Genomic DNA, 14876 nt, shown 5'->3' with positions numbered 1-14876 from the left:
TGTTGTTTTCATAGAAGTTCGTTTTGGTGAACCGCTATGATGATTTATTTTGCCCTTGCTATCTCTCTGCCTGATTTTATTTTTTCAACATCTGCTTGTTTATTCCGAATGTTTTTTACCTTTGTTGCGAAAGTCCTAAATAAATAAAGTGGCGCCATCAATTTCCCAGTTCGGGTTGGAGAAGCCGGAAAAGTTGAATGTATAAATTCCGTTTCCAACCACGCTCGGAGTTACATCGTACCGGTAAACGGCAGTGCCGGTTTCTCCCCAGCATTTTGGTCCGTCAGTTCCCGCAGGCGAAGCGGAAAAATTGCTTATACCGCTTGCCGGGTTTGTAATGGTTACTGTTGAAGCGGGAGCCGTTGCCGACTGATACGAAACCAGCGCCCACACAAATGCTTTATCCACCACGTAACTTGCAGGCAAGCCGGAGATATTCCATTTTGCCGGAAGCCCCGAACCGTAATTGCCGGCTGTGGTATATGTATTAAACCGCGTTTCCACCAGCGTGGAGTCAAACACATAATTTAATCCGCAGGCAGTGGCGCTGTATGCGGGACCCAGCGAACCGTTTCCGTTGTAAGGAATGGGTTCCGAGTTGTGTTTTCCGCAGGCGCCCGGAGTTTGTGCATGAACGGTGAAAATGCTGGCGATAAAAAGAGTGGTAAAGATTTTTTTCATTCGGGTGAATTTGATTAGAAGTCAAATATACGGATAATATAGTTATAAATCTAACGAAAGAATAAACTTTCTTGCCCGTTCAGTTACTATGCAAGATGCATCTTTTTGTTGTTTGGTTGCTTACCGGGTGATAATTATTTTTTTGTTCACCGTACCTTCGCTTGTTTTTCCGCCAGAGGCGGATTCGCCTATGGTGGACACTTTCAGAAAATAAATTCCTTGCGGCTGATTGGAAATGTCAATGGTGAGATTCCTCGCTCCGCTCGGAATGACACTTCGTGTCACTTTTTCTCCAAACACATTATAAACATCAACGGCTGTCACCCTGAGCGAAGTCGAAGGGTCTTGTAATTGAATGGTGAAAATGCCGGAAGATGGGTTTGGGTAAACGCTTATGAAGTCTTTCTTCGTTATTTCATCAGTTCCTGTATAACAAAGAACCGTTTCAACACCTCCGGTATCTACTTGCGTGGGTGGAGTTATCATTATTCCCCCTGTTGTTTGTATGCCTCCGCTACTTTGTATACCTCCATTACTTATGATTGGAATAGATGATGTTTCATAACAGCCACTATTTCCGATACTATCTGTTTTGATTAAATAAACATCAGTATATTGACCACCCACTCCTCCAACGATAATAAATCCACCGTCACTTGTCTGCTGTAGCATTTGCCCATAATTAGCAGTATATGGTGGAATGAAAACTTTAGCCCATAGAAAAGTACCATTTGAATCGGTTTTTAAAAGATAAGTATTTTGAGAACCGAAACCATTTGTTAAACCGGTAATAATAAATCCTGCATCATTAGTTTTCTGTACAGAAAACCCAATATCATCTTTAGATCCATCAAATGTTTTTGACCATTGAAGTGTCCCATCCGATGCTGTCTTTATCAAATAAATATCATCATTTCCTGAACCAAAACTATTTGTATTTCCTGTAATAATATAACCTCCATCATTAGTTTGTTGAAGGGAATATCCTTCTTCGCCTCCTGTGCCTCCAATTGTTTTTGTCCACTGCAATATACCCGCTGAATCTGTTTTTAAAAGATATATATCCTCATCACCTGCTCCAAAACTTTTTGTACCTCCAGTAATAATAAAACCTCCGTCATTAGTTTGTAAAATTGCCCGTCCTTCATCATCATTTGTTCCTCCAAAAACTGCTGTCCATTTTAAGGAGCCATTTGAATCTGTTTTTAAAAGATATATGTCTGTCAATCCCGATCCGAAACTTTCTGTTAAACCGACAATAATATATCCTCCATCACTTGTTTGTTGTACTGATGTAGCATAATCGAGCGATGTTCCTCCAAAAGTTTTTGACCATTGCAAAGAACCTCCTGAAGATGCCTTTACTAAATAAATATCACTATATCCCATTCCAAAACTATGTGTCCAACCAGCGACAATAAATCCTCCATCATTTGTTTGCTGAACAGAAAACCCATAATCATCTTCAGTACCGCCATATGTTTTTTCCCATTGTAAAACACCAAGGGAATCTGTTTTCAGCAGATACGCATCGTCAAATCCCGCTCCAAAACTTCCAGTAAAACCGACCATAATAAATCCTCTATCACTGGTTTGTTCAACAGAATACGCCCAATCAGTATTAGTCCCCCCAAATGTTTTTTGAAACATAACCTGTGCATGAAGAGCAGAATAAATAATATAGAAAAAAAAGAAGAAGTAATTTTTTATCATACCACTATTTTATACAAACATACGGCATTCAATCCAAGTTTGTTTCAACTTTTTAGTAAGTGGTTGGATTTTTTTAGTAAGTGGCAACCAGTAAGAAAAAAAAACAGAAATCAGTATTTGGTATTTTGAATTTTATTCATTGTGATTTATTTGAGATTTGTTTTTTGATGCTTGAGTTTTTAGAGGTTTCCTTATGTAAGATGCATCTTTTCGTTGTTTGGTTGCTTACCGGGTGCTGATTATTTTTTTGTTGCTTGTCTTTTTGTCTGCTGTTATAGAAACAAGAAAAATAGCATTGCCTGCCGCTTCCATGTTTATTACATAAGGCAGCAGTTCGTTCTTTGCTTCGAAGACCTTTTGCCCAAGCAAATCGTACACCGCAATTTCATCTGCTTTTCCTTTTCCAAGGACGGTGAAATAACCAATGGAAGAAAGCGTGGGCAAAACAGTAACGCCTTGTTCTGCATTGCAGTTTATCGAAATAGGGCTGTAGTATTCAAACTTGCCGTCATAGTCCACTTGCTTTATTTTGTAGTAGAAAGTGGCAGCAGATTGCAGTTCAGCATCTATAAATTCATAATTGCGGACAGCGGAAGAATTTCCTGCTCCGTTTACTTTTCCTATTTCTTCGAAAACTTTTCCATCAGAACTTCTTTCAATAGAAAAATAATCATTGTTTATTTCTGTGGCTGTTGACCAGTAAAGAATATTTTTTTCTCCGTCACAGATTCCCGTGAAGGAAAGCAATTCTATGGGAAGAGTTATGGCGCATAACCCCGATGGATTCACAGGATAATATGCAACCGTGGGATTGCCGCATCCGCAAGTGCAATCAAAACCAGTAGCGCCTAATTGTCCGGATAAATCACTTCCCCAAGCCGCCACTGTTCCATCGCTCTTTAAAGCAAGGGCATGAGCCGCTCCTGCTCCGCCAGGGGCAAGAGCAGTGCCAGTTAAAAGTCCTGAATTATTAACACCGTGAACCTGCACCGGAGTGTTTGATTGACCTCCGTTGACTCCCATTTCTCCGTTCACATCTGTTCCCCAAGCCCACACAGTGCCATCGCTCTTTAACGCTTTGGAATGGTTGTTTCCTGCAGCAACTGCTGTAATGCTGCATAAATAAGTTGCGCATCCCGATGCACCTGTCAGAACCTGCACGGGTGTGGAACGGGGAGTTGTAGTATTATCACCTAATTCACCACCCGTATTGCTTCCCCAGGCAAACACAGAGCCACCGCTCCCAACAGCCATGGAATGATTTGCTCCTGCTGCTATGGCTGTGATGCCGCATAAATAAGTGGCGCATCCCGATGCGCCTGTTACTACACGCACAGGAGCGTTTCTATTTATCAGTGTGCCATCGCCTAACTGACCATAAGTATTATCGTTTCTTCCCCACGCCCACACGCTTCCATCGCTCTTTAAGGCAAGTGAATGATATTTTCCTGCTGCAATGGCTGTAACAGTGCCTGTGAGAACCGTTACTTTTACAGGTGTGATTCTTGCCGTATTGGTGCCGTCACCTAACTGCCCGTAAGTATTATCTCCCCACGCCCACACGGTGCCATCACTTTTCAAGGCAAGGGAATGTAAACCTCCTGCCGCGATGGCTGTGATGCTGCATAAATTGGTTGCGCAGCCCGATGCGCCTGCCACTACCTGCACAGGTGCGCTTTGAGTTGCGCCTGTGGCATCGCCATTGCCCAATTGTCCGGTTACCGCCAAAGATATAGGGTCTTGGTCATATCCCCAAGACCACACAGTTCCATCACTCTTCAAGGCGAGTGAATGAACCCCTCCGGCAGCAACGGCTGTGATGCTGCATAAATTAGTTACGCAGCCCGATGCGCCTGTCTTTACCTTTGCGGGAGTGCATAAGTCGCAGCAAGTACTTCCTGTGCCACAGGCGCCATAGGTGCTATTGCGCCCTGTTGCCATTACCGAGCCATCTGAGCAAACAAAAAGAGAATGGGCTTCTCCCGCTGCAATTTTTTGAGCGAAAAGAGAAAAAGAACACAGCAGAATAATAATTGTTGACAGGACAGTGGCTACAAACACCATCCGGTTTATTGGCTTGCATTGATGCGCGGGATTTGTTTGAAAAAAGTAATTGTACATTGAAGATGAATTACTGGTTTGTTTGATAATGTAAAAGTAATTACAAATAACATGTTTGGCAAGATATATTTCTGCTATTATAAGGTTTCTGAATTAGATAACAAACCAATTTTATGTGCTGTATGTAAGTATACAGTGCTATTATTATTAATCTTCTGTTTGCAATTAAAATGTAGATTTACACATGGTTTCCGCCCCTCATTTATTCCGGTTAATCCAATCCCTCAGCGGAAGTGAAAAGCGCTACTGCAAAATTTTCCTCCTGAATAATCTGCCCGACAGCAAAGAAGGAAATTATGTTAAGTTATTTGATGCGGTCGCTAAGCAAAAAGCGTATGATGAAACGCATCTTCGCAAAACGCTTCGCATAAAAGGATTTCATGTGGTTAAGCATGAATTGTATAAACTGCTTTTGCGCGCGCTTTGTTTTTATCACCGGGAATATTCCGTGCAAAGCAGGTTGCACGACATGCTCCGCACCATTGAAATTCTTTTTGAGCGTGCGCTGTATGATGAATGCGAATCACTCATCCGCAAAGCAAAAAAACTTGCATCGCTTCATGAGAATCATTTGGCAATGCTTGAACTGCTGAACTGGGAATCGAATGTGATAGGAGCAAAAGAATATGCAGGCGTTACAAGCCATCATCTCGATGCGTTGATGGAGCAAAAGAAGAAGGAATTAGAAAACTATAAGTTGATTTGCAGTGCACGCCATATTCAGAGCCGCCTTTTTCAATTTCAGTCGGAAAGAGTTTATGTAAAAAGCAAAAATGTCGTGAATCGTGTGCGCGCAATTATGGATTTCTCCCTGCTGAAAAAAGAGTTGCCCTTTGATGCCAAACTTCACATGTACACAAGCGCATCCGTTTATTTCCGCACTATAGGGGATTTACAGAAAACATATCAGCACATAAAACAGTTGACCGAAATCATGCAAGCGCATCCTCATCAGATCGAAGACCGACAAAAAACATATATTGCATTGATGAAGAACATGAGCATTGCATTAACAGAATTATCCCGGTACGGTGAGGCATTACAAATTCTTGAAAGCATTAAAACCATCTCTCCTAAAAATTCAAGGATTGCCCTTTTTATTTTTTCCACTTCCTCTTTGCTCTCACTAAGCATTTTGCATATTACAGGCGAATTTGAAAAAGCCGTGTTGCTTGTCAGCGATGAAGTAGAAAAAGGATTAGAAAATTTTAAAAGTAAGATTGGTAAACAAAGTCATATGGAATTTCAATTCATTATTGCCTACTCTTATTTTGGCGCAGGGCAATATTCCCGTGCAATAGAGTGGACGAATAAAATCGTGAACAATGCTTCAAAAGATTTCCGGATGGATTTGCAGGTTTCTGCACGCCTGCTGCACATGATTGCGCATCTTGAAAAAGGAAACCGTGCCATCCTAACCTATCTTGCCAAATCAGCTCAGCGTTATTTTGAGAGAGATAAATATGCTTACCGCCTCGAAAAAACCATCAGCGGGTTTTTCAGTAAAAAATTTTCACGCGATGCGTCCGCAAAAGAAAACAGGGAAGCATGGAAGGAATTAAAAACCCTCACCGAAAAACTTCTGCAAAATCCGTTTGAAGCGAAAATCCTCAACTACATTGACCTTCCGAACTGGATAGAAAGCAAAATACAAAACCGCCCCTTTGCGGAGGTGGTAAAGGAGAAATCAAAACAAGCAGCCGTCATTCAATAGTCATTTGCTGTCCGACAAAAGTACGGCACCGCTCCGATATATCGGAGACAAGTTCATTCTGCGGAGATGATTATTTTTTTGTTTGCAATGCCTTCGCTTGTTTTAAGTTGCAGAAAATAAATTCCGCTGGGCGCTTCGCTTAAGTCAATAGTAGATTGGTGAATTGGTGGATTGGTTTTTCCCGAATCTACTAATCCACTATTCCACGAATACACTCTTTCTCCATACACATTATAGATTTCAATACTTCTCACTTCTAACTTCTCACTTCTCACTTGAAAAACCCCGCTCGTGGGATTAGGAAATATCTGAACATCCGCATTGAAAGAAAGAGCCGAAACATTTGTGGGAGAACTTGGCGGCTGAAGCGCAATGATGAATGCAGTGGCGAGAGAATTAGAAGAAGGCGTTGCTGTTTTTATTCCTGTGCTTCCCATGGAGGGCTGCAATACATAATCGCACGCATCGCTCACCCAACTGCTTTGCGCTGCGGCAGTATCATATTCTTCCGTCATTCCCGAAGGCGGAGTCCAGGTGCTTCCGCTTCCATCCGAAAATAAAGTAACAATCATGCACGAGTCAACAGTGGTGATAATGGAGGGCGCGCTGTGCGGAGAACCATTCACGATGGTATCGCCTTCTGCATTAATCGGAGAAATAATATCCACTCCTCGCCAGACGGAAATCACTCCGAGTTTATCATAGAGCATCGCGCCTGTTGAATCCGTGAAAGTATAAGTTGACGGCTCTGAAGCAGAAGCAATTTTGTAAAAACAATACGAGCCGAACTGCGAGCCGGTGTTTAGTTTGCGAATCAATGTCCAGCCGTTTGATGGCGGAAGCAAAGCAAAACCCGAAATCACTCTTCCCGAAACATGCGCGAGCAGAAAATCATTTTGTTGTACACCCGATGGCTTAGTAATAGTTACCGAAGAAGCCGATGCGCCCGCAAAATTGGAAGTATGCCCGATGGAAACGATGGGCTGGGAAAAAAGCAGGTAAGATGTCCCGAGGGGATTGAAACCAATAAGAGAGCAGATGGCAAATGGGAGTAAAATTTTCTTCATTGGATTTTATTTAGAAATGATTATTCGCTGGTATGTTTTTGTTTTTCCGCTAACAATTTCAACCGCATAAACTCCTGCCGGAAATTCTTTCAAAGAAAAATTAAGTGTATGCGTTCCCTTTGAAATAAATTCAGAGCGCATTAAAAGATTTTGTCCAAGTAAATTTAAGAAAGTAATGCTGAGATTTGTTTCTTCTGATAAATTAATTTCTATCGTTACATTATCATTTGCCGGATTGGGATAAATCAGAAATCCATCCTGAGGCAGACAGTGAACAGAAGCAGAATTAAAATATTCATACTTGCCATCGTAATCGGTTTGCTTTAATCTATAGTAGGCAACGGCAGTAGATAGTGGCGGTTCAATATCGGTGAATTCATACTTGCGGATGGCGGAAGAATTACCTGCTCCTTTTATTTTTCCAATCGCTTCAAAGTTTTTTCCGTCCGTGCTTCTTTCAATGGTGAAGTAATCATTATTGATTTCTGTTGCGGTTGCCCATTCGAGTAAAACCGTTTTGTCATCTCTGCACGAAGCAGAAAAAGAAATAAGTTCAATCGGCAGCGTGGATGAAGTTATAAATCCGCAGCAACTTCCCGGAACTTTTCCGGCATTGCGGTTGAAGGCAACAATTTGTGCCAAGCCCACAGCAGCGGAAGATGCTGTTGCAGTTACAGAACCAGTTGCTCCTGTCGGAGATAAAATAAAATCATCTGCCGAAATTGTTTTCCAATGGTTCTGCGCATTATTGTAATCATAGCGCTCATTCGTATTTGCATTGGGCGTGAAAGAAGTTTGTTGATACGAGGTGTAGAAAGCAATTACAAGTTCGCTGTCGGAAGTAGTGGTGATGGATGGAGTTGTATAAGAAGTTCCCGAAGGAACCGATGCGCCTGCGGAGGTTTGCAAAGGCGTTGTGGTATTGATTCCCGAATAAGCCATAATATTTCCCATAAGATTTATTCCCGATGAAACAGAAAAAGTATAAGTAGATGCTTCGGATACACCTGCAATTTTGTAATACAGCCACGAGCCGATGCCGCTTGCTTCAAGGTCAAAGCGAATCAATGTCCATCCTGCCGGAGGAGTTGCGCCCGAACCGGTTACCGTGTTAGCAGCAGAAAGATGCACCGCCATTAAATCATTTTGCTTTACCGTGCCCGGCCTGTTGAGCGAAACAGATGTCTGCGATACATTCATAAATTCAATATCGTTTCCCTTGTAAAGTGTGCTGTAATAATTGCTCACTCCGGAAGGGCGCAAAGCAATAATTGCAGATACTCCACTTGCAGAAGCGTAGGAAGTTGCTGTTTTCTGAACACATCCTTTTGCTGCCTGCACCACATCATTTCCCGAATGCGCTCTTCCCGCATTTTGCACTCCGCCATAATCGTATCGTTCCGTCATTCCGGCAGGAGGAGTCCATGCATTGGTGGTATTGCCTCCTCCGCTGCTGTTTGCACAGTTGTAATTGGTAGGACAAACATTGCAGGCAGCCAAACCAAACAATGCAACAATCATTGCCTGGTCGGTGGTGGCGGTGATGCAAGGCGTAGTGTGGCTGGTGCCCGAAGTTGCTGCTGCGCCAAAGGATTCAATCGGGTCAGAAGTATCAACGCCTCTGTAAATTAAAATTCCCATGCTCTGGTCGGCTCCGTTTGAAGTTCCGGAAAAAGAATAGGAAGCCGGTTCTGAGGATGTAGCAATTTTATAGAAAGCGGTCATCGTAGGAGACGAAGAAGTATTGGTTAGAAAAATTTGCGTCCATCCTGCAGGAGGAGTAATGCCTGCATCGCCCGTATTGTAAACATAAGTGAAGTGCGCAATCATCAAATCATTGGTTGTGGTGCACGAGGGTTTGTCAATTTTATAGGGACCAGTTCCGCAACTTCCCCAGTTGGTTGTTGAACATTGAAAAGTAGGCGGAGCTATCGGAGAAATTTGTCTGTTGCCGGCAGGAGCGGTAACAGTGGGAGTGTGTGGAGTAGTTACGGTAAGCGATGTGCATTCTCCGTCAATAAAATTATTTACTGTTGCTCCTGCGGGAATATCATAACTGAGCCAGAAATAATTTGTTCCTGTAGATAATGTTTGACTTCCTGTGAAGGTAAAAGAACCATTCGGTGCAAGCACTGTGGAGCCGAATTGAGAAGTAGCGGCAAACGAATTGCTTGTTCCGGTATACCAAATTTTTGCATTGGTGATATCTGTTGCGGGAGCAGTGGTTCCTGTTGTATTCAAAGAAAAACTGGTTGCACTTAGCGGTGAAGTGCTTCCAGAAGTTACAATTTGTATGCCGAGGACTTCATTATTAGTAGTGTTGACTCCTACCAATGCTGTATTGTTCTGCGTAGTGGTGCTCGAAGTATAAGTCATAGGGAGGGTTACCGATATTTGCACTCCATCTATTTCGTTCCAGTTTGCAACAGCAGGTGAATTGGATGCAATGCGGATAGCATCCACACTATAGGTAGTGGCGGTAATATTAATAGTGAGCGAACGGGGGCATGCTGCTGATGCAGCCGTAGTGCTCCATACATTATTCCATGCGCCCGTTGAAGAGTTTCTCAGCCATACGGTATCTACTGCTCCCGCAGCATAACTTTCGTAAACAATAATCTGGTCAACCTGCTGGGCAGTTGTAAATCCAAGTACTAAAAATTCCCGCTGACCATCAGCCGTAGCGCTTGCCCATGCATTTGCGTTGTCAGCACAGCCGGCTACATTTGGAGCGCCTGTTGCTTGAATTGCTGCCCAACTCGGAGTAGAGTACTGGGTGGAATAACCTATTACAGAAGAAGCATATTGGGAAGTTTGCGCCTTAGCAGTAAAAGAAAACACAACAAGCAAAGCAATAATGACAAGCGTGAGCGCTATCATCCCGCCAACAAAACGGTTGTACGCTTTACTTTGCGCAGAGGGAGCCGTTGTAAAAAAGAATTTCCACATGACTATATTGGGTTCTACGGAACTTTCTGAATTATGTTGCTCTTTAAACATACCTTTTCAATATACAAATATCCACACTATTTATCAAGAGGGAAAATCAAATATTCTGTTTTATCGGAAGTCAAAATTGTATGAATAATAAATCTCTGCGAATATGCGAAATAGAAACATATTATTTTATATCTTTAATTTTAGAATTTTCTTTCAAATGATGAACAATTAACTATTAACAATTAACTAATTATATCGGATGTCAAGAATTAATTCACAAGAACTGTTTCAACTCATAAAATCTCTCAGCCAGTCGGAAAAACGATATTTCAAACTTTATGCATCCCGACACACCATTGGCAGACAGAATAAATACGCATCATTATTTGATTCCATTGTCAGGCAGGATGCGTATGATGAGAAAGACATTTTGCGCGAGCAAAAGCGCTTTGGCAAAAAGCAATTGCCTGATTTGAAAAGTTATCTCTACCGGCTGATTTTAAAAGCACTCACTGCTTTTCATTCCGACAATTCCGTTTCTGCTCAACTGAAAAATATTTTCCGCCAGACAGAAATCCTTTTTGAGAAAGGGCTTTATTCGCAATGCACCAAACTTATCCATCGTGCAAAACAAATTGCTTATCACCATGAATTGTTTCATCTTCTTCCTGAAGTTTTTTATTGGGAGAAAAAAATCATCAACGCAGCGGCAGGCGGCACCCACTCGCTTGAAAAAATAAATCATCTGTATGAAGAAGAAAAGCGAACGCTTGAAACCATTCAGAGCGACAATGATTATTGGCGTGTTTATGGGGAAATGTTTTTTTCCTCTGCGAAAACGGGGCATTTGCACAGCACAACACAGCGAAGCAAATTAAAGAAAATACTTTCACGGGTTTCCAAATCGAAACCGCGCACCATTGAATCGCGCATAAATTATTTTTTCACAAATGAAATTTTTTGTTTCGTCCTCCAGGACTGGAAAAATCTTTACAAATGGTGCAGAAAGCATCTGGAAATGATGGAGAGCGATAAAAAAATTATCGGAGAAAAAATAAATCCTTACATCGGTTTGCTTAACAATTTGGTTGCGGCTTGTTTGTACTTTAAAAAATACGATGAAGCGCTTGCCTGCATTCTGAAAATCCGCCACCTGCATGCGCGTTCGGAGTACACACGTGTCCGGATTTTTTCACGCTCGTTCATGCTCGAATTTTACCTCTATACAACTATTGGCGAACCCGAAAAAGCACTGCCGGCCATTCCGCAACTGGAAGAAGGACTGGCGAAATTCAAAAATAAAATTCCGCGCGAACATTTGCTCGTGCTGTATCATAACACTTTTTATATTTTTTTCATGGCAGGAAAATTTTCGGATGCGCTCCGCTGGCTGAATAAAATACTGAACGATACCGATTCTTCGCGCGAAGACCTTCACAGCATGGCGCGCATTTTAAATCTGATTGTGCATTTCGAAATCGGCAACCTTGATATGCTCCCGTATGCCATTCAATCTTCCGAGCGTTTTCTTTCAAAACGAAACCGCCTGTACGGTTTGGAAAAACTAATGCTGAAATCGTTTCGTAAAATTTCCAGAACAGAGGATACGCAGCGGCATAAAGAAATATTTTCTCTTCTTCAAAAAGAATTGTCCGCTTCTGCCGATGAGCCGGCTCTTAAAACTGCGTACGAATATTTTGATTTTAGAAACTGGCTCGAAAGCAAAATCCAAAACCGCACTTTTACAGAAACGGTGAGGGAGAAATCAAAACAAGCAACCGTCATTCAATAGTCATTTGCTGTCCGACAAAAGTACGGCACCGCTCCGATATATCGGAGACGAGTTCATTCTGCGGAGATGATTATTTTTTTATTTGCTGTTCCTTGCTCAGTTTTTATAGTGAGGAAATAAATTCCACTCGCTGCGCTCAGGTTTATGGTTTGGAGTTTAGCGTTCGGAGTTGAAGAATAAATTTTTTCTCCCAACAAATTATAAATCTCTATTCTCTCAACATTCAGCTTTGAATTGTAAATCGTGAACTTTCCCTCAGACGGATTCGGGTAAATTAAAATATCATCTGCGCTATTGCTTGTTTCCTGAATTCCGAGATTGCTCAGGTTAAGGCAGGAAGGAAAACTATCTTTCGCAAACCACTCCTGTATTTTTTTTGTATCGCGCAGGTTTTTATCAAAGATTGCTTTTGACATAAACGGCAGCGTGGTATCGCGCGTCCATACAATCGCAAAGTCATAATCCACTCTTTGCGCTGGGTTAAATGTAAACGGACCGGAGCCGATTAAACCCCTGCGGTCACCGGGCGTATTGCCTGCTGTAACTTCCGACCAGCCGGTGTCCCAGGGAAAAGAAGGAAAAACAAAACGGGTTGGTGTGCCGCTGCCGCCATTATAACCATTGCCTCCATAGGTAAAAGCAGTACTGTCTTCCCATCGGGATTCCATATAATTATAAAATTCCACACAACTTGCAGGGTCACGCATAGGATACGCAGCCCCATTAATAAAATAGGAGTAATCTGTCATCAGGTTTTTTTCTCCCGCTTCATCAATGGTTCCGTCATTGTCATTGTCAATGCTGTCGTTAGCATCTGCCAATGCACCGTTTAAAATTACAGTGCTGAGTATTGGAGGAGGAGGATAGCCATAGCCTAATTCTCCCGAGCATGAAAGGTCTATCGAATCGCCATTATAATAGTAACCATAGTTTCCCGCAGGATAACAGCCCACATAATCATTGGTGGCGCAACCCAAATCCACATCCTGCCAATAACCGAAATAAGTTTTATTATATACGTTCGCGCTCTTATTAAAAAACTCATAGTGATATAACGTAGTATAGTTGAGTGTTTGCTCGCTGTCTGCAAGTTGCGGGCAGGTGAAAGCATACGCCATAGCATGAATCTCCACATTCATAGGCAAACAACCGGTTTCGCCATGCACTCCGCTGTCGTTCATAATAAAATAGAGGCACTGGTCGCCTTTTATTTTCGGATAATCGCCACCGGTGAGCGGGTCATAAATTCCGTTTGCGTTTATATCTACAAAAGGCGCGTAACTCGTATCGTTAATGGCGGGCCAGGTTAAAATGCTTTGGTCAGGTATGTAAGTTCCGTTCTGCACATCGCCTTTCGCCCAGTAATATTTGAACTCTTCTACTTTGTACCTGTCTAACTTCCAGATTTTATCATACGCGGAAGGATTGGAAACACCGATGGGTCCCGGGTATAAATCGCAGCCCGCGTTTCTGTATTCCTGTCCCGATAAATGCAGTTGCCCTCCTGAATCAAGCCCGCCAAACCATATTGCGGAAGCATATACTGCATCCGTACCGCTCCCTTTGGGAACTTCATATAACCCGTGAGATTGTTGCATTGGATTCCAGTGCAGGTCACCGCGGTTCAGAACGGCTGCGCTCACTTGATTAATGTCGAGCAGTTTTAAATTATCGGGAGTAATAGTGTAGCAGCCCGGAGCAGGCGTAACATAATTTGAAAAATCGAAAGAGAATAATTTAACCCTGTTGGTATCGGCTCCGATTCGATTCACAAACCAAAGAACGCCTGAAGCGTCTTTTTGAAACAACCGCGATGCCGCACCGGAAGAAAATGTATTTGGCAAATAATAAATTTTTAACTGCGCTGAAGAAGGAATAAATTCAGCAAGGTTAACTCCGTCCCAGTCAAATAAAATTCCGCCCTGGAAACCTTTGGTAATAGAAATTCCTGCGGGGAATTGAAAAGGGGCAATAGAATACAAGGAATCAAGCGGAGTGATAATGCCTCCGGAATATTGATGAATGCCTCCGTTTGTGCCAAACCACAAGTTGCTTCCATCGTAATAAAAAGAAAGAATGATATTATTTTTCAATCCCGAATTGGAAGCATTGTAAGTCGTCCAGTTGCTGCCCGAAAGTTGGGAAAGCCCGCGCGTTGTTCCAAAATAAACTGAACTTCCTGCAAACTCAATTGCATTCACTGTATCGCCTACAATGCCGGAATTGGAAACGGAATAAGTAGTCCAACTGCTGCCATTAAAAACAGAAACTCCTCTGCGTGTTCCTGCATAAACAGAATTTCCGTTCACAGCAACGGCAATCACCGTATCGCTTGCAATACCCGAATTGCTTTTGTTGTAAACCGTCCAGTTGCTGCCATTAAATTTTGCCACGCCTGCATTTGTTCCGAGCCATATTGAATTGCCTGCATCTACCGCCAGCGCATTTACGGTATCAGATGGAATGCCGGAATTGCTTTTACTGTACACTGTCCAGTTGGTTCCGTCAAACTTTGCAGCACCAATGCTTTTGAAAGCAATCCACTCATTGTTATTCTTGTCAACGGCAAGTGCATTTTTAAACCGGACCTGATTGATGGTGTAGCCGGCCGGCATTTTGTAAATGCCCAATCCATTTTGTGCCTGAACACAAACAAAGGCGGGCAGGACGAGGAGAAGAGAGTAAAGTTTTTTCATGAATGCAAATTATTGTTATGTCCAAAGGTACGGCATGAATTGCCAAATGTTTCAACAAATTAGTAAGTGGTCGGATTTTTTTGATAAGTGGTAAGCCGTAAGAAAAAAAACAACAGAAATCCTGCGCGGGAATTTTTTTGGTATGTTTTTTG

8 protein-coding genes are annotated in these 14876 nt (G+C 42.3%); 2 read left to right on the top strand and 6 right to left on the bottom strand.

Going from position 1 to position 14876, the window contains the following annotated elements; translation table 11 throughout:
* Positions 1–135: 135 nt before the first annotated feature.
* The 3 genes from HY063_10445 to HY063_10435 form a co-directional block, all read right to left on the bottom strand.
* Entirely contained in the window at positions 136–681 is a 546-nt protein-coding gene (locus HY063_10445) for a hypothetical protein (GenBank protein ID MBI3502205.1), read from the bottom strand.
* Positions 682–801: 120 nt separating this feature from the next.
* Entirely contained in the window at positions 802–2394 is a 1593-nt protein-coding gene (locus HY063_10440; protein MBI3502204.1) for a T9SS type A sorting domain-containing protein, read from the bottom strand.
* Between the two features lie 225 nt (positions 2395–2619).
* Positions 2620–4515: a hypothetical protein gene (locus HY063_10435; protein ID MBI3502203.1), complete on the bottom strand. Its 1896-nt coding sequence runs from the start codon at positions 4513–4515 to the stop codon at positions 2620–2622.
* Positions 4516–4699: 184 nt separating this feature from the next.
* On the opposite strand from HY063_10435, the gene HY063_10430 reads away from it, so the two are divergent.
* Entirely contained in the window at positions 4700–6229 is a 1530-nt protein-coding gene (locus HY063_10430) for a hypothetical protein (GenBank protein MBI3502202.1), read from the top strand.
* 53 nt (positions 6230–6282) lie between these two features.
* Here HY063_10430 and HY063_10425 read toward each other — a convergent pair whose 3' ends face one another.
* A complete protein-coding gene (locus tag HY063_10425) occupies positions 6283–7296 on the bottom strand; it encodes a T9SS type A sorting domain-containing protein (protein ID MBI3502201.1) in 1014 nt (337 codons plus the stop codon).
* Positions 7297–7302: 6 nt separating this feature from the next.
* On the bottom strand, positions 7303–10245 hold the full coding sequence (locus HY063_10420; protein ID MBI3502200.1) for a T9SS type A sorting domain-containing protein: 2943 nt from the start codon (positions 10243–10245) through the stop codon (positions 7303–7305).
* A gap of 250 nt (positions 10246–10495) precedes the next feature.
* On the opposite strand from HY063_10420, the gene HY063_10415 reads away from it, so the two are divergent.
* Positions 10496–12028 (top strand): hypothetical protein, encoded by a 1533-nt coding sequence (locus tag HY063_10415; GenBank protein MBI3502199.1) that lies wholly within the window; start codon positions 10496–10498, stop codon positions 12026–12028.
* Between the two features lie 53 nt (positions 12029–12081).
* Here the strand turns inward: HY063_10415 and HY063_10410 are convergent, their stop codons facing one another.
* A complete protein-coding gene (locus HY063_10410; GenBank protein ID MBI3502198.1) occupies positions 12082–14724 on the bottom strand; it encodes a T9SS type A sorting domain-containing protein in 2643 nt (880 codons plus the stop codon).
* Positions 14725–14876 lie beyond the last annotated feature (152 nt).

The organism is Bacteroidota bacterium, assembly GCA_016195025.1.
Lineage (GTDB): Bacteria > Bacteroidota > Bacteroidia > Palsa-948 > Palsa-948 > Palsa-948.
The sequence above is the reverse complement of the archived record's forward strand: the minus strand, read 5'-3'. Positions and strand labels throughout refer to the sequence as shown.